At 51.1% G+C, this 15,558-nt stretch carries 15 protein-coding genes; 7 read left to right on the top strand and 8 right to left on the bottom strand.

Going from position 1 to position 15,558, the window contains the following annotated elements:
• The first annotated feature begins 109 nt into the window (after nucleotides 1-109).
• Nucleotides 110-1,516 carry a MocR-like pyridoxine biosynthesis transcription factor PdxR gene (pdxR, locus tag CIG75_RS06525; protein WP_094235908.1) on the top strand — a complete coding sequence of 469 codons (1,407 nt, stop codon included), beginning with the start codon at nucleotides 110-112 and terminating at the stop codon, nucleotides 1,514-1,516.
• Nucleotides 1,517-1,555: 39 nt separating this feature from the next.
• Here the strand turns inward: pdxR and CIG75_RS06520 are convergent, their stop codons facing one another.
• Nucleotides 1,556-2,248: an aspartate/glutamate racemase family protein gene (locus CIG75_RS06520; protein WP_094235907.1), complete on the bottom strand. Its 693-nt coding sequence runs from the start codon at nucleotides 2,246-2,248 to the stop codon at nucleotides 1,556-1,558.
• 234 nt (nucleotides 2,249-2,482) lie between these two features.
• Between CIG75_RS06520 and CIG75_RS06515 the strand changes: the two genes are divergently transcribed.
• Entirely contained in the window at nucleotides 2,483-2,851 is a 369-nt protein-coding gene (locus tag CIG75_RS06515; protein ID WP_157729421.1) for a YybH family protein, read from the top strand.
• A 45-nt stretch (nucleotides 2,852-2,896) separates the two neighbouring features.
• Here CIG75_RS06515 and CIG75_RS06510 read toward each other — a convergent pair whose 3' ends face one another.
• Genes CIG75_RS06510 through CIG75_RS06500 form a run of 3 tightly spaced genes read right to left on the bottom strand, consistent with a single transcriptional unit; the run spans nucleotide 2,897 to nucleotide 5,558 of the window.
• Nucleotides 2,897-3,691, bottom strand: a complete 795-nt coding sequence (locus CIG75_RS06510; protein WP_094235905.1) for an ABC transporter ATP-binding protein — start codon at nucleotides 3,689-3,691, stop codon at nucleotides 2,897-2,899.
• Nucleotides 3,678-4,604 (bottom strand): ABC transporter permease, encoded by a 927-nt coding sequence (locus CIG75_RS06505; protein ID WP_094235904.1) that lies wholly within the window; start codon nucleotides 4,602-4,604, stop codon nucleotides 3,678-3,680. The genes CIG75_RS06510 and CIG75_RS06505 overlap by 14 nt, the downstream gene beginning before the upstream one ends.
• A gap of 18 nt (nucleotides 4,605-4,622) precedes the next feature.
• Nucleotides 4,623-5,558, bottom strand: coding sequence for an ABC transporter substrate-binding protein (locus CIG75_RS06500; RefSeq protein ID WP_094238356.1), 936 nt, complete (start codon nucleotides 5,556-5,558; stop codon nucleotides 4,623-4,625).
• Between the two features lie 526 nt (nucleotides 5,559-6,084).
• Between CIG75_RS06500 and CIG75_RS06495 the strand changes: the two genes are divergently transcribed.
• Nucleotides 6,085-7,281, top strand: a complete 1,197-nt coding sequence (locus tag CIG75_RS06495; RefSeq protein ID WP_094235903.1) for a CynX/NimT family MFS transporter — start codon at nucleotides 6,085-6,087, stop codon at nucleotides 7,279-7,281.
• A gap of 115 nt (nucleotides 7,282-7,396) precedes the next feature.
• Here CIG75_RS06495 and CIG75_RS06490 read toward each other — a convergent pair whose 3' ends face one another.
• Nucleotides 7,397-7,687 carry a putative quinol monooxygenase gene (locus tag CIG75_RS06490; protein WP_094235902.1) on the bottom strand — a complete coding sequence of 97 codons (291 nt, stop codon included), beginning with the start codon at nucleotides 7,685-7,687 and terminating at the stop codon, nucleotides 7,397-7,399.
• A 131-nt stretch (nucleotides 7,688-7,818) separates the two neighbouring features.
• Here CIG75_RS06490 and CIG75_RS06485 point away from each other — a divergent pair, with 131 nt between their 5' ends.
• The gene (locus CIG75_RS06485) at nucleotides 7,819-8,253 is read left to right on the top strand and encodes a hypothetical protein (protein ID WP_094235901.1); all 435 of its coding nucleotides are present in this window, start codon (nucleotides 7,819-7,821) and stop codon (nucleotides 8,251-8,253) included.
• A 29-nt stretch (nucleotides 8,254-8,282) separates the two neighbouring features.
• Nucleotides 8,283-9,737 (top strand): hypothetical protein, encoded by a 1,455-nt coding sequence (locus CIG75_RS06480; RefSeq protein WP_094235900.1) that lies wholly within the window; start codon nucleotides 8,283-8,285, stop codon nucleotides 9,735-9,737.
• A 458-nt stretch (nucleotides 9,738-10,195) separates the two neighbouring features.
• Here CIG75_RS06480 and htpG read toward each other — a convergent pair whose 3' ends face one another.
• From htpG to CIG75_RS06465, 3 genes are all read right to left on the bottom strand, one after another.
• Nucleotides 10,196-12,070 (bottom strand): molecular chaperone HtpG, encoded by a 1,875-nt coding sequence (gene htpG / locus CIG75_RS06475; protein ID WP_094235899.1) that lies wholly within the window; start codon nucleotides 12,068-12,070, stop codon nucleotides 10,196-10,198.
• A gap of 243 nt (nucleotides 12,071-12,313) precedes the next feature.
• Entirely contained in the window at nucleotides 12,314-12,880 is a 567-nt protein-coding gene (locus CIG75_RS06470) for a nitroreductase family protein (protein ID WP_094238355.1), read from the bottom strand.
• A 331-nt stretch (nucleotides 12,881-13,211) separates the two neighbouring features.
• The gene (locus CIG75_RS06465; RefSeq protein WP_094235898.1) at nucleotides 13,212-13,652 is read right to left on the bottom strand and encodes a hypothetical protein; all 441 of its coding nucleotides are present in this window, start codon (nucleotides 13,650-13,652) and stop codon (nucleotides 13,212-13,214) included.
• Nucleotides 13,653-13,901: 249 nt separating this feature from the next.
• Between CIG75_RS06465 and CIG75_RS06460 the strand changes: the two genes are divergently transcribed.
• Both CIG75_RS06460 and CIG75_RS06455 read left to right on the top strand, forming a co-directional pair.
• Nucleotides 13,902-14,294, top strand: coding sequence for a hypothetical protein (locus CIG75_RS06460; RefSeq protein WP_094235897.1), 393 nt, complete (start codon nucleotides 13,902-13,904; stop codon nucleotides 14,292-14,294).
• A gap of 666 nt (nucleotides 14,295-14,960) precedes the next feature.
• A complete protein-coding gene (locus tag CIG75_RS06455; RefSeq protein WP_094238354.1) occupies nucleotides 14,961-15,413 on the top strand; it encodes an SRPBCC family protein in 453 nt (150 codons plus the stop codon).
• The last annotated feature ends 145 nt before the right edge of the window (nucleotides 15,414-15,558 follow it).

Below are 15,558 nucleotides of genomic sequence, written 5' to 3'. Positions count from 1 at the left end.
TTTGTTTCGATCTGGCCCCTCTTTTGAGGGCAATTGGCTCTTTTCAATTTGCGAAAGATTCACTATAAAGAGAGGAGAAGATTTTTCAAGAACGGGGAAGGGGATCGGTATGCAGCGCAAAACACTTTATCAAACAGTCTACCATCGACTGCGCTATCAAATCCTCAGCGGTGATTGGCCGATCGGCAGCAAATTGCCACCAGAACGGAAACTGGCCGAGGAATGGGGTGTGTCGCGTAACACGATCGTCCACGCCTATGCCGATCTGGAAACGGAAGAGTTGATCTATTCCCGCGTCGGCAGTGGCCGCTACGTTCAAGCGTTGCCGCCGCCATCCGCACTGCCTAGACTGCATTGGAAAGACAGTCTGCCCGGCGGCTCCGCACTTTCTGCACCATCTTTGATGACCGAATTACACGCTTTGGTCGGCACGCGCTCAGCACTGAACTTCGCGTTTGGCGAAGGGGGCAACCACACGCGGCTCAAGGCCCAATTTGCCAAAGGGATCGATCCGTTGCACATTTTGGAGACGTCCGAAGCGGACTACCTCTTCCCCGTGCAAGGTCTACCCGAACTGCGCAGTTGGATCGCAGAATGGATGGGCTGTGAGCAGATCACTGAGCCCTCCCAGGTGATGATCACCAGCGGTTCACAGGAAGCCCTGCAGATGACGACGGCGATCTTGGCCAATCCTGGCGACTCGATCGCCGTCGAGATGCCGACCTACTTTGGCGCTTTGCATCTCTTTCAATCGCTCGGTCTGCACCTGATTCCGGTCCCCGTCGATAACGAAGGCATGCGCATCGACGTGCTGGAAGGCATCCTGTCCCGCTCGCGTCCGCGCTTTATTTATACCGTACCGACTTTTCACAATCCGACCGGAACCATTTTGTCAGAAGCTCGCCGCCAGCAATTGCTCGCGCTCAGCGAAAAACATGCCATCCCGATTGTCGAAGATGACGCCTACCGCCATCTGCACTTCAATCAGGAACCGCCGCCACCGCTAAAAGCGCTGGATCGCCAAGGCAACGTGATCTATATCAACACCTTTTCCAAAGTGCTCTTCCCCGGCCTGCGCCTCGGCTGGGTGGCGGCAAACCGCCCGTTTATGGAACGGTTGACCCGCTACAAAGAGCTATCGATCTCCACCAACACGTTCGTCCAACACGCGCTCTGGTCCTATTTGCAAAAAGGGGCGTTTCAAGATCACCTCCAGGAAGCACGTTGCCATTACCAGCGCCAAGCTGCGGTGATGGACGAGCATCTGCGCCAACTGATTCCGAAAGGCATTTCCTATATGACGCCCACAGGCGGTTTTTACTACTGGGTCTCGCTGCCCGAGCAGGTCAGCCCAAAAGAACTGCTGCAAAAAGCGATCGAGCAAAATGTTGTCTTCGCCACCGGCGACATGTTCCTGCCCCGCGAGACCGAACAGCCGTTCATCAGGCTTTGCTACAGCCACGAAACAGAAGCTGGCATCGAACAGGGCATGCGAATCTTGTCTTCACTTCTATAACCAGCAAAGACCGATGCCCTCACGGCATCGGTCTTCTTATTAGCTCAGAGCCAACTCAATCGCTTTTTTGGCATGGAGGTATGTGGTGTCAAACAGCGGCACCTGCGCATCGTCTGGCTGTACCAACAGTTGGATCTCCGTGCAGCCCAAAATGATCCCTTCTACCCCGTGTTCCTCCGTCAACCGCGCCATGATTTCACGGTACCGTTTGCGAGACACGTCCTTGACCACCCCTTGGCACAACTCGTCAAAAATGATGTCATGCACATCCTGCCGTTCGACCTGACCCGGAATGACAACTTCCACCCCATGCCCTTTCAAACGTTCGCGATAAAACTCTTGCTCCATCGTGTAGCGGGTGCCGAGCAACGCCGCTTTCTGCACGCCTTGTTCGAGCAAAGCTGCTGCTGTGACATCGGCGATATGCAGCAGTGGGGTGTTGATTCCCGCTTGAATTTCTGGTGCCAATGTGTGCATCGTATTGGTGCAGATCAGCAGCAAGTCCGCTCCGCTCGCTTCTAAGTTACGGGCTGCACCGAGCAAAATCTCGGTCGCTTTTTGCCAATCGCCCGCTCTCTGACAAACTGCAATCTCCTCAAAATTAAAGCTGTGCATCAGCACTTTTGCCGAATTTAGCCCGCCCAGCTTGTCTCGCACCAGCGTATTGAGCAACTGATAATAGACAACTGTTGACTCCCAACTCATCCCGCCAAGCAACCCGATCGTTTTCATTTGTACCCTCCGTTTTTCCTTTCGATTTGCTCTCATCATACAGGGGAAGATGTCCTTACTAAAGAGCCAATTTGGTGGTCGAAAAAAGCCACTCTTCCTTTTTTAATGATAATTAAGAAAATATGGTATGCTAAGGGCACTAGATTTTTGTGAAGGAGGGATGACCGATGCGAACTGAAACATCGTCTTTCGAGAACGCTCCGTGCATCGAATACATCTTGGGAGGAATATCAATTGGAATTTAAAGACGCTTTGCAAAATCATTTGGACGCGATCACCGGAAAAAATCTGACCGCGTTCTTGTCAACCGTGCAGAAGGACAACATCTCGTTAATCCTGCCGAACGGGAAGTTTATCAACGATCGCCAAGAGTTCGAAACGTTTCACCAAAACTGGTTCTCCGACCCAGACTGGTCGATGGAGTGTGAGATTCTGAAAACGGTCGTCACTTCCGAAATGAGCGTCGCTCTGCTCAACGTGTTGTACAAAGACCTCGATCCACAAGGTCAACCTTACGAGAAGCAATATTACCTCTCGCTCATCTTCCAGCAACATGACGGGAATTGGCTGCTCGTGCATGACCAGAACACGTTCCAAAACTGACCGCCCGCAATACAGAAGGCTCTCCTCGTCGAGGAGAGCCTTTCTCTATCCCAACACCACCCGGTCACTCACCAGCTTCTCGCCGCGGATTCGCTCAAATTCGGCCAGCAAGTCGGGCACCGTCAATTTCAGCTTGTCTGCACTCGGCACGTCCAAAATGATCCGCCCTTGATCCATCATCAGGAGGCGGTTGCCCAGATCGAGCGCTTGTTGCATGTTGTGTGTGACCATCAAAGTGGTCAACCGTTTACGCTCCACAATCTCTCGTGTTAAATCGGTCACCACCTGCGCCCGCGCCGGATCGAGCGCGGCGGTGTGCTCATCGAGCAGCAAAACTTTTGGATCGGTAAACGAAGCCATCAACAAACTCAATGCCTGGCGTTCACCACCGGATAGCAATCCCGCCTTGGCGGAAAGTCGCTGTTCGAGACCGAGGTTCAAATCGGCCAGCAACTCGCGAAACAGCTCCTTGCGCTTTCTGCTGACCCCGATCCGCAGCGTGCGCCGTTCCTTGCGCGAGTAGGCGATGGCCAGATTTTCCTCTATCGTCATCGAAGGAGCTGTGCCTGCCATCGGGTCTTGAAACACGCGCCCGATCACTTGCGCACGCCTGTGTTCAGGAAGATGAGTGGCCGACTGGCCGTCGATTTCGATCGTTCCAGCGTCCGGTCTGAGCACACCGGAGATCATGTTCATCAGCGTTGACTTCCCCGCTCCATTGCTTCCGATGATCGTCACAAAATCACCTGGCTGAAGCGTCAGATCGAGATGGTCCAACGCGACTTTTTGATCGGGAGAGCCCTCATTGAACACTTTGCGAACCCCCTCAAGCTTCAACATGCGATTCACCTCCTGAACTGTGACGGCGCTTTTTGCCCGATTTTGCTTTCCACGTCTGAAGTGTCTTCGGCGAGATCAGCGCGAAGATGACAATCAGCGCTGTGATCAATTTCAAATCGGACGGATTCACGCCAGCCTGCAACGCAAACGCCACGATCAGCCGATACAAGATCGCCCCGCCAATCACCGCCGCCGTCGCCCGTGCGATGCTTGAACGACCAAAGATCGCCTCACCGATGATCACCGACGCCAGCCCGATCACGATCATCCCAATTCCCATCGATACATCGGCAAACCCTTGATACTGCGCCATCAAAGCGCCAGCCAGCGCAACCAAACCATTGGAAAGGGCGAGCCCTAGCACTTTTGCCCCGTCCGTATTCGCGCCGAAGCTGCGAATCATCCGTTCGTTGTCGCCAGTCGCTCGTAGCATCAGCCCCTTTTCGGTGCGCAAGAACCAATCCACTCCCAACTTGACCACCACCACGGCTACAACCATCACTGCCGCAAGCGACAGATCACCTAGCACATTCACGAGCGTCGCATTCACTTTTGTCACCAAGGTCTCTTCATTGAGCAACGGTACGTTGGCCCGTCCCATGATGCGCAAGTTGACCGAGTACAGCGCGATCATCGTCAAAATCCCGGCCAAAAGCGGGTTGATCTTGCCCTTCGTATGCAAGAGTCCGGTCACGCTTCCCGCAAGGATGCCAACCGCTACTGCGACCACCGTGGAGAGCAACGGATGGTATCCGGCTGCCAACAGCGTCGCCGCCGCTGCGCCCCCCGCTGTAAAACTGCCATCTACCGTCAGATCGGGAAAATCTAAGATCCGAAAAGTCAGATACACACCGAGCGCCATAAATGCGAAGATAAGTCCTGATTCAATCGAGCCGAGCAGAGCGAATACCATCGTCACAACCCCTTTTCTCTACTGTGAATTGGGCAGCAGTTTGGAATTTTTCCTCATCACGTCTGTGATTTCAATCCCTTGCGCCTTTGCCGCCTTCTCATTGATCCCAAGCGTCAACTCCTGCGGTAGTCCGACCGGGAGTTGATTGGGCCGTTTGCCATTTTTCAAAATTTCCACCGCCATCTCACCCGTCTGATAACCCAGTTGGTAGTAGTCCATCATAAACCCGGCAAAACCACCTCGCTTCAGTGAATCAGACTCGGAGACGAAGAGCGGCAGATGATTTTCATTTGCGACCTTGACCACCGCTTCGATCGCTGAGACGACCGTGTTGTCTTTCGGCACGTACAGCACATCGCTACGCCCTACCAGCGAATCGGCCGCTTGCTTCACCTCTGAAGAATTGGAGACGGTGACAAGAACCGCATGAAGTCCCGCTCGCTCCAGTTCCCCTTTCGTTGCTTCTACAGACACGACCGCGTTTTGCTCGCCAGAGTTGTAGATGATGCCGACGTTGCGCGCCTGCGGGAAGAATTGCTTTAGGCTCTCGACCATCTTTTGAGCCGCTTGCGGGTGCGTGTCCGATGTGCCTGTCACGTTTTTGTTCGGCTCCTCCAAGCTCTTGACCAGCTTTGCCCCGACTGGGTCGGTAACCGCCGTAAAGAGGATCGGCTTGTCTTTGATCGCCGTCGCGGCCGCCTGCGCACTCGGCGTGGAGATGGCAAACACCAAATCCTTCCCTTCCGCCGCAAACTTCTGCGCGATCATCGCATTGGTGGACAGATCGCCTTGTGCATTCTGAATATCGAGCTCCAGATTGACACCTTTCTCATAGCCAGCATCTTTCAGCGCTGCGACAAACCCCTCGCGCGACTCATCGAGCGACGGATGCTCAACCAATTGCGTAATCCCAATCTTCACCGCGCCTTCCATCGGCCCGCATGCGGTCAGCATGGCGAGGCTTAGTGACGCCACCAACAATTTTTTCCACACTTGTCTTCTCTCCCTTTTCTCACACTGTCGCACTTCACCACATAAAAGCACATATGCATAAAAGCGTTGAAGTGATTCTATTGGATAACCTGCATGCTGTCAACCACTAAATCAAATAGACGAAATAGATGCTCAATTTAATAAAAAGAGGCTTCCCGCAGATCGGAAACCTCTTGCTACTTCAAATTCATTTTTCTGGGCACCAGCGTCTGGACATTTTCAAACGCCGATTTCTGCTAAAAAATCGAAAATTAGCTCCTGATAGCGATCAAGTTCTTCCAAATTCGGCAAAATGCCTACGTTTTCGATCCACTCAAAGCGGGAGCCTTTGATGCGCTTGCAGTACTCTATTGCAATGTCCTGAATCGGCTTGGGGTCGCGCTCGCCGTACCTCCCCTAGATTAATTTCTATATTTTAACATATCGTTACAAACGTGAACATCTATGGTACGTTTAGTTGTATATCATGCAAAGATGTGAGGCCATTATGAATCCAAACGTATACTCGAAAAAAGTAGGACTGCTGCTGATCCTCGGGATTGTGTTCATCGCCGCCAATTTACGGGGTGCGATCACAGGCGTCGGACCGTTGATCGGTGCAATTCGGGCGGACACGGGCCTGTCGAACACGATCGCCGGGTTGTTGACGACGCTCCCGCTCCTTGCCTTTGCAGCCCTGTCACCGCTTGCTCCAAAAATCGCACGCCGCATCGGAACTGAAAATACGCTGTTTGCTGGCATCGCACTGTTAGCGGCGGGGATTATCTTGCGCTCCGTCCCCTCTGTAGCCGCCTTGTTTGTCGGGACTGCGCTGATCGGCTTTGCGATCGCCATCGGCAACGTCTTGCTCCCCAGTCTGATCAAACGAGATTTCCAGCACCGGGTCGGCTTGATGACCGGGCTCTACACGCTGGCGATGTGCGCTTTTGCCTCACTCGGTTCTGGCCTGAGCGTGCCCTTATCGGAGGGCTTGGAGCTCGGCTGGCGATTGTCGTTGATGTGCTGGGCACTGCTTGCAATCGTCGCCCTGTTCATTTGGTATCCGCAAGTGCGACCACTCCCTACCGATGCTACGGAGCCAAGTAGATCAACGCCTCGTGACACCAGACTCTTCAAATCCGCGCTGGCTTGGCAAGTGACTTTGTTCATGGGCTTGCAATCTTTTGCCTTTTTTGCTGCGGTCGCTTGGCTTCCCGAGCTCTTGCACAGCAGAGGCATTAGCGAAACAACTGCTGGATGGATGGTTTCCTTGATGCAGCTCGTCAGTTTGCCAGCGACATTTTTCGTCCCTGTGCTGGCCGGACGCCGCAAGAGCCAACGCGGTCTCGTCACAGCGATGGTCACCGTATTTTTTATTGGATATGGCGGCTTGCTGTGGGCTGGCAACTCACTGCTCATGCTGTGGATCCTCCTGCTCGGCCTCGGGCAAGGGGCGAGCATCTCACTTGCACTCACCTTTCTCGCCCTGCGCGCACCAAATGCCCGCGTCGCAGCCGATCTGTCCGGAATGGCACAGTCTGTCGGCTACCTGCTCGCAGCCTGCGGGCCGTTCCTGTTCGGTTTCTTACATGATCTGACGCACGCTTGGACAGCTTCACTGCTCGTGCTACTTCTGTCCAATGTCGCATTGCTTGGAGCCGGACTTGGCGCGGCGCGCGATCAAAAAGTTTTCGACTCACCATAACCCGCGTTCAACTCGCGGGTTTTTCCATGTGTGATCACATGGCTATGAAAACACGAAAAGCCCGACCCCTCTCCGCATGAAAAGGGCGGGCTTACACGATCCAAAAGGAAAACGACTAGTTGTCTACCACTTCATAAACTTCTGCATTCACCGGTTCGAGCACCAAAGCGGGCACCTGGCCGACAAAGTTTAGAAAATGAGCGGTCTGGTTGTGGAAGTCTACCGCCGCTTGATCCTTCCAGCGCTCCACAATCACAAATGAATTGGGCTGATCCGACTCTTCGAACAAACGGTAGGTGATGTTGCCTTCCTCTGCTTGCGAGCCTTCCACAATTGATTTCGACAGCGTGAGAAACTCCTCACGGTGCTTTGGGTCAACGACCAGATAGGCATGAATGATAATCATGCTCTCAGCCACCTTTCCTTCAATTCTTTCCCTCTTATTTTGCGCGAACTGGTACAACTATGCAACCATAGATGGTCGATGTTACGCGTTTCTGATACGATAAGAAGCATCAAGCAAAAGGAGTGACCGACTTGAATCTGTTACCTCCCCGCGTAGCTCAGCACGAGAAAAAAATGGGCACCCGCCTTGGTTCTCCAGCGATACAACTGCTGCTGTTGATCATCGGCAGCGCGCTTTTTCTGATCAATGAAATTCTGATCAAAGCGGTGACAGACAACCCTTTCATCCATGGCCATCTCAACGATATCCTGATTATCTGGGCGTTCATTCCCTTTCTGAACCTCCTGCTCTCGCTCCTTCCGATCTTCCGCACCTTCAGAATCGTTACCTTGCGCTCCTGCCTGTTGTTGACCTTGCTGATCGGAATCGTTTGGGAATATCTACTCCCATTGCTGGCAACGGTTGGCACCAGCGACCCGATCGATCTGGTGATGTATATCCTCGGCGGCGCAACATACTGGCTCTTGCTAAAAATCATCGCCGCGATACCGAGTAAATCCCGCTAACTGGCTTTTCATAGGAGGAATTGTTCAAGATGATGGACCACCAGGAACATCGTAATCCACAACCAACCAACACCTCTGAATCGACAAAAGCGCCAGAATCTCCACGTTCCGCACACGCTACTCCAGCTACCCTCCTACAACGCGCACAAGTAGCACCCAACGCACTTTCCAGAACAGACATTTTACAATTGCAACGCACTGTCGGTAACCGGGCGGTGCTACAACTGCTGCGCGCGACAGCCCAAATGTCGGAGGCAAGCGAGGCAGAACCGGACGAAGAGCTGGTCGATGCCGAGCGCCCGTCGGCTGAAGAACTCACACTGGCCGATGCGGAGCCAATTTCAGTTGCCGGTGATCCACACACGATCGAATACAAAAAAGTCGGAGAAGAGGTAGAAATTGGCGTCTCCTCTATCTGGGAAGAGATCCACACCATTCATCATGATTTACGGCGTCTCAATCTGCTCGACCCTGCACTGACCCACCAACATAACGTGACGAAGAATGCCACCAAATCACGTAAGCTGTGGGAATCAGATTTTAACAGACTTGATCGCAAAATCGATCAAAAGAAGACAGAAAAGCGAAAAGCCCGCCTGGATGATGAAGATCGCTATGAGACAATTCTCCTTGAACTTGATCGATTAGAAAAGGAGCTGCATACGGTATCACGCAGGCTCACCATCGAAAGACACACCGAAAAAGCGGCCATCCACAAATACATTGGCATAGCAGTTCGAATCAATTCTACCGTCGTAGCTGAGGTACTCGGTGCCAAAATGCCGATCGTTGAATTGGGCACCGATGCGACGGGAGCCAGCGCTAATACGGTCCGCTACCACACTGGAACGGCAGGAGATCCGATTCCGATCATCTGGTACAAACCGCAAGCCTCCTATGGTGCGATCACCGTCGATGATTACAGCGGTGGGCTACCCGCAGCTCAAGTCGTGCTCAATCCCTTTGCGGCGAATCAGGCCGTTGATGACCAACATGGAAACTCCTATACCTTTGGCGTCAATGCTGCCAACAGGGCAGGGGTCGGCACGGTCTGGCCCAACACGCCAAAACACGGCAAAACCCGCACCAACCAACAGGATTACAACCGAGTTCTCGCCTCGCTCGGGTATGATCTATCTGCACACGGCGAGGACGGGGATCACGTGCGCGATTTAGGCTTTGGCGGGAACGATGTGATCGACAATTTCTGGCCGCTCGACAGCGCGACCAACCGCCATGCCTTCAACGGCTGGCGCTCCACCTACTACATCAACTACAAAAAATCTCAAACTGCCGGGCGCTGGAACATTTTCAAAGCACCGCTCAACTCCGGCTCCTTGATCGGCAAGTATTTCCGCATCAAAGGCGAAGAAAATGCGAGCAGCCCTGCGGAGAACAACTCCGACCAATCGGGTAGCGACACGACATATGGTGCGGCAGGGATAATCATCGAACGAGGTGGCACGTTTATCAATGAAGGATGATCACACCAAAAGATGCTCACACAGCCAACTCCGCACCAGTAAACGAAGCAACTTCACTTACGATCAACTGAGGTCTAGACAGTTCCCAAGTTGTCTCTTCCGTCACCGTCAGTAACAAACGAAAGCTGTAACTGCTCATGTTCTCCGAATCGGAAAGTGAGCAGTTACAGCTTTCATTTTTGTCGGCTAAACAAATGGTCATGGATAACAGGAAGACGCCAGGGCAACCCCTGCGTCTTCCTGTCCCCAATCACTTGATGAGAATTTTCGCTTCTACAGCAATGCCCCGATCCAATCGAAAGAGATGCGCTACTCGCTTGAGGTTGCTCTGCGAACATGAAGCCGTTCATCTCGTTGTGTTCGTAAAAAGGAAGGACATCTAAGTATGGTGTTTGCATCATGTTGGCCTGCAACAGGTTTTATGACGATTCGCCCGGCATCACCAACCGTTGCGGGACTTACACCATAATCTTGCAGATTTCGTTGGTAAATTCCACTGGGTCCTCGACTGGCAATCCTTCGATCAGCAGGGCTTGGTTGTAGAGCAAGGACGTATAGAGGTTCACCTTCTCCTTATCTTGCTCATAAGCGGCCTTCAGCGATTGGAACACGTCGTGCTGAGGATTGATCTCCAACACTTTGTTCGCTTTCACATTGGAGCTGTTCGGCATGGCGTTCAAGATTTTTTCCATATCGATCGTCACATCGCCGTCTGTAGTCAAGCAGACCGGATGCTTGCGCAGGCGCTTGGAAGCTCTGACGTCAGACACTTTCCCCGCCAGCTGAGCTTTCATGTGATCGAACAGCTCTTGATGTTCCTGCGTTTCTTGCTCAGCTTGATCTTCATCCGCCTCAATGCCCAAGTCACCGCTCGAAACGTTTTTAAATTGCTTGTCCTTGTAGTTCATCAGCGTCTTGATCGCAAATTCGTCGATGTCGTCGGTGAAATACAACAGTTCATACCCTTTGTCGAGAACAAGTTCGGTCTGTGGGAGCTTGTCGATTCTGTCGATCGATTCGCCGGTCGCGTAATAAATGTACGCTTGATCTTCCGGCATTCTCGATACGTATTCGTCAAGCGTGACCAGTTTTTTCTCCTTCGAAGAAGCGAACAGCAACAAATCCTGCAGCGAGTCTTTTTGGGCTCCAAATTCACTGTACGCGCCATATTTCAATTGTCTGCCAAACGATTCATAGAACTTCTCGTACTTTTCACGCTCATCCTTCAACAAGCTGAGCAGATGACTCTTGATTTTACCCGCGATGTTTTTCGCGATCAGCTTCAATTGACGGTCATGCTGCAACATTTCGCGGGAGATGTTTAACGACAAGCTGTCCGAATCGACCATCCCTTTGACAAATCCAAAGTGGTCGGGCAACAGGTCGGAACATTTATTCATGATCAGGACGCCGTTCGAATACAGTTCCAGCCCCTTCTCAAACTCCTTGGTGTAATAGTTGAACGGAGTCGTTTCCGGAATGAACAGGATGGCCTGATAGGTCACAGCACCTTCGACGCTGAGATGAATATGTTTGACCGGTTGATCGAAGCCGTAATGCTTCTCCGCGTAAAACTTCTCATAATCCTCGGTGGTCAGTTCATTTTTATTTTTGCGCCAGATCGGTACCATGCTGTTGACGACCTGTTCTTCTTGGTACTCTTCAACTTCCGTTTCGCTGCCTTCCTTCAACCGTTTGCCGCTAAAGTCCAGTTTGATCGGGTAACGGATGAAATCGGAGTACTTTTTGACCAGCGACTTCAATCGGTACGGTTCCAAGAACTCCTCATAGCTCTCGTCTTCCGTGTTTTCTTTGATTTTCAATACGATTTCGGTGCCGACTTCTGCTCGCTCCACGGGCTCAATCGTGTAGCCCTCAGCACCTGTCGATTCCCATTTGTACGCTTGGTCACTGCCCAAAGCGCGGCTGACAACGGTGACCTCATCTGCCACCATGAAAGCCGAATAGAAACCGACGCCAAATTGACCGATCAAATCATGTCCGTCTTTCGATTCATGTTCTTTCTTAAACGCCAATGATCCGCTCTTGGCGATCACACCGAGATTGTTTTCCAGTTCTTCAGCGGTCATCCCAATCCCAGTATCGCGAATCGTCAGCGTCCGGTTCTGCTTATCAGGAACCACCTTGATCATATAACTTTCGTTATCGAAGACCAACGCAGAGTCGGTCAACGCTTTGTAGTAAATCTTGTCGATCGCGTCACTTGCGTTGGAGATCAACTCCCGCAGAAAAATTTCTTTTTGCGTATAGATGGAGTTGATCATCATTTCCAACAGTCGTTTGGATTCGGCTTGAAATTGCTTTTTTTCCATACAAATTCTCCCCTTTGAATAGTGAACGTTCTCCAGCAAGTCTTGTTAGCACTCAAACACAATGAGTGCCAGTAATTTTTTTATAACATTCTGCCCTTTTTATGTCAATCAAAAAAGTCCGTCAAAAAACGACAGACTCTTATCGGACAGTATGAACAACAACCTGTCGATTGAAACACCATAGAACGGCTAAACCCTGTGCACAGCCAAGTAAAGCACCAGTAGTACGCGATATCGCGGCAATCACTTCATCAGGGTAATCCGCTCCGAAGCTGGAATGCGCGGTTTGGCGGCGGGGATGTGTTTCGGATAGCCGACGTGCAGGTTCCCTAGCACTTTCTCACCAGGCAGAATCCCCATCGCCTCGCGAAATACAGCTTCTAACAACCACGGATAGGTCTCCCAGACCATTCCGATCCCCTGCTCCCAAGCGAGCAGACTCAAGTTATGTATCACACAACTTGTCGAAGCATAATCCTCTTCCCGTGTGATCAGATTGGTGCTTTCTCGCATGACGACGGTGATGATCATCGGCAGCGACATAATCCGGCTATAGAACCGCTCGCCGGTCTCTTGCTTTTTGGCTGGGTCGGATTCCCGCATTTCTTTTATCGTGCGGACCGCCTCTGCCATCGTGCGTTTTCCTTGACCGGAACTAATGATAAAGCGCCACGGTTGTGTCAGATGATAATTGGGCACCCAGATCGCCGTCTCCAACATCTCCATGACGAGATCGATCGGCACCTCTCGATCTTCAAATGAGTGGACAGAACGTCGCTCTTTGATTAACTGCGCAAGGCTCGAACTCATGTTTCGCTTCTCCTCTCGGTCGCTCTCCGATCCTTTCCGACTTGCGAATCGCTTTTGAAATACGCCTTCGACGATCATGCATTGGACACAAGCTTCCTCTCAAGCTCATCGAAGCATGCACTTCACCTAATTGATAACAATTCTCACTTGATTATATCGAGACCTTTTCACTTCGACCATAGACGAAATCCAGATTCATCATGGACAAACGAGTGAGTGGATCACCTGAATGTCCGTGATCCGCGAATGTTTGCGGCAAAAAGAAAAGCGAGAGAATCAAGTTCATTCTCCCGCTTTACAGGTATCGATTTATGGAGATCACATTTTTCCGCTACAGCCAGGAATAACTGACATCAAAAAACAGCAATTTTGACGTGGAGTTTTGTACATAAACCTGATAATCACCGCTGTGCAAGTCGCTAAAGGTCGTGCTATCCAACCCGCCACTGTTGACCTGCTTGATGACAGTGGACTGTCCAGTCGTCTGATTGTACAGCCAAACCTTAAAAGACCAAGTCGTATAATGATCAAATCTGTCGAGGACGTTGCCAAATGAAACGGTTACACTCCCCCCGTAGGAAACATTGAGGGCACTACCATTCACCTGTGCTTGCGTGCCACCCAACAATCCGAGATTTGTCGAGCCGCTGCCTTCCGGGGCTACAATCAATGCACTCGCACGGTTCGAACTGCCAGTCTCCGCCGCTACAGCAGATACTGTGGGGACCGCGGCCAACGATAACGCCAGAATACAGGTCACGAGTTTTTTCATGTAAGAACGCCTCCTTTTATCTAATTATATCAGTATATTTTTAATTTTCAATATAAAAATCAATTCATTATTTTCATTGCACTTACGAAAGTTGCAGGTATTCATAAATGAATACCCCCTCGTGGAACTAGCAGATTTTTACAGGTCCTTACTGCTCACCAAGCTCAATCTGCTGGATTCAAAAAAACACGAGTCTAGCAATAATTATATAATAAATTTGTAATCAAAATATAAGGAGGTTGTTTCGAAATGAAAAAAGCACTTATCGCTGCTGTTGTCGCTCTGTCCGTCTGCACACTCCCAGTTGCCGCTATGGCCGCACCGGTGAACCACACGTCCCAAGGCATCATCAACCCAGAGGTTGACACTTACGGTCCGAACAGCTTCTCGGTCGCAAACTATCTGTATGTCAACAGCGGCAACACATTTACAGCAAGCTCCACCACGATGACTGTTCAAATCGATAATCTGTCGGGTAGCGTCACCGTGAGCCTAGAAAAGGACGGCAACGCAGTTTCAAACTATAACTACACATCAAGTAAAGCTGTAAACTTCACCGTTACCAAGGGCAGTTCCTACAAAATCAAGGTAACTAACTCGGGAAGCGGCACCGCTTCAGGCAAACTTTCCGTGATGTACTAATTCTGCACAGCAAAACAGATGGCCATTTCGCAGGCCATCTGTTTTGCTGTGCAGAATGATCGATATCGGTGGTCGATCTGACGTTCGATCTGAACAACAGCTCTAGATCGAGATGTTGACGAAAATCGCCCTACTACCTTCGTGACCAAAACCATTTCGAAAACAAGGTCAAACAGCCATGAGCATCGCTCGGCCAACCTGGTCACCTCCACTTGTTTAGCCTTGCTGTTTCAATAATTTTCATTTCCAGCAATGCATTTTCCCCGCAGTAGTTTCGGACACCAAAATAACCCCCTGCACCAAAATACGGTGATCTGGGAGAAAACGGAGGTATTCGATTACCTCCTCCGGGCTTTTTCGGTTTGATCAGGCGATTTTTGGAAACGACTTTGGTCTACCTTCGGGGAGAGCGCTCCCTCGTACAGAAGCTCCTTTTTCAATTTTTATGAACAAGCGATCCAAAATTGTTTATAAAGCGGGTCAGGCAAAACGAGGTATCTTTTCCTTGCGCATGTCACCCTTTTTTCAAGCAAGCTTGGTTGCTTGCGAACCTTTCGCATCGGCAGTAACAACATTGCTATAATAGACAAAGAGCGTTTTGGGGTTGTCTCGATAGAACCTTGGAACGCACAATCGAAGCTTGCCACAGAAAGGATTGAGGATTTCATGAGTATGCCAGTTTCTGTCCCTGATCTTTCGTCAAGGCCACACACTTGTACGGTGACTCGTCAAATGAATACAGCGCCTGCCAAGCTGTTCCAAGCTTGGACGAAGCAATTCGGCCTCTGGTTTGCGGCACCTACTAGCGTCATCATGCAAGGGGAAGTCAACACCGCCTTTTTCTTTGAAACTGTCTACAAGGATCAACGCCATCCACATTACGGACGGTTTTTGAGACTCGAGCAAGACCGACTCGTCGAACTCACATGGGTCACCGGAACTGGGGGAACAAAGGGTACGGAAACGGTCGTAACGGTTGAACTCGAGCCAAGTGAAAACGGAACACGACTTCGTCTTACCCACGCAGGGTTTCCGGATGAGGAGTCAAAGAACCGCCACGAAATGTCCTGGCCCATGGTGCTCGAGCAACTCGATCAACGAATGATGGCCTCTTCGTAAGAAGACAGAGGGTCGAGCGCGCAGTTGGTTGCTGTTGAGGCGACTCCGGCTTTGTGGCGATGTGGATAGAAAGGATTCTTGTTGCGGAATACGATTGTTCACTTCTCGCCTCTACGTGATGCCGTGTCCTTTCACCGTTTCTACA

The organism is Tumebacillus algifaecis (genome assembly GCF_002243515.1).
GTDB classification, from domain to species: domain Bacteria; phylum Bacillota; class Bacilli; order Tumebacillales; family Tumebacillaceae; genus Tumebacillus_A; species Tumebacillus_A algifaecis.
Note: the sequence above shows the minus strand (reverse complement) of the source record. Positions and strands in the feature narration are given on the sequence as shown.

Bases quoted from the DNA above. Each gene is read 5' to 3' on its own strand.
- pdxR (WP_094235908.1), top strand. From the start codon at position 110: ATGCAGCGCAAAACACTTTATCAAACAGTCTACCATCGACTGCGCTAT.
- CIG75_RS06520 (WP_094235907.1), bottom strand. From the start codon at position 2,248: ATGAAAACGATCGGGTTGCTTGGCGGGATGAGTTGGGAGTCAACAGTT.
- CIG75_RS06510 (WP_094235905.1), bottom strand. From the start codon at position 3,691: ATGTTGAAGCTTGAGGGGGTTCGCAAAGTGTTCAATGAGGGCTCTCCC.
- CIG75_RS06505 (WP_094235904.1), bottom strand. From the start codon at position 4,604: ATGGTATTCGCTCTGCTCGGCTCGATTGAATCAGGACTTATCTTCGCA.
- CIG75_RS06500 (WP_094238356.1), bottom strand. From the start codon at position 5,558: ATGCTGACCGCATGCGGGCCGATGGAAGGCGCGGTGAAGATTGGGATT.
- CIG75_RS06495 (WP_094235903.1), top strand. From the start codon at position 6,085: ATGAATCCAAACGTATACTCGAAAAAAGTAGGACTGCTGCTGATCCTC.
- CIG75_RS06490 (WP_094235902.1), bottom strand. From the start codon at position 7,687: ATGATTATCATTCATGCCTATCTGGTCGTTGACCCAAAGCACCGTGAG.
- CIG75_RS06480 (WP_094235900.1), top strand. From the start codon at position 8,283: ATGATGGACCACCAGGAACATCGTAATCCACAACCAACCAACACCTCT.
- htpG (WP_094235899.1), bottom strand. From the start codon at position 12,070: ATGGAAAAAAAGCAATTTCAAGCCGAATCCAAACGACTGTTGGAAATG.
- CIG75_RS06470 (WP_094238355.1), bottom strand. From the start codon at position 12,880: ATGAGTTCGAGCCTTGCGCAGTTAATCAAAGAGCGACGTTCTGTCCAC.
- CIG75_RS06465 (WP_094235898.1), bottom strand. From the start codon at position 13,652: ATGAAAAAACTCGTGACCTGTATTCTGGCGTTATCGTTGGCCGCGGTC.
- CIG75_RS06460 (WP_094235897.1), top strand. From the start codon at position 13,902: ATGAAAAAAGCACTTATCGCTGCTGTTGTCGCTCTGTCCGTCTGCACA.
- CIG75_RS06455 (WP_094238354.1), top strand. From the start codon at position 14,961: ATGAGTATGCCAGTTTCTGTCCCTGATCTTTCGTCAAGGCCACACACT.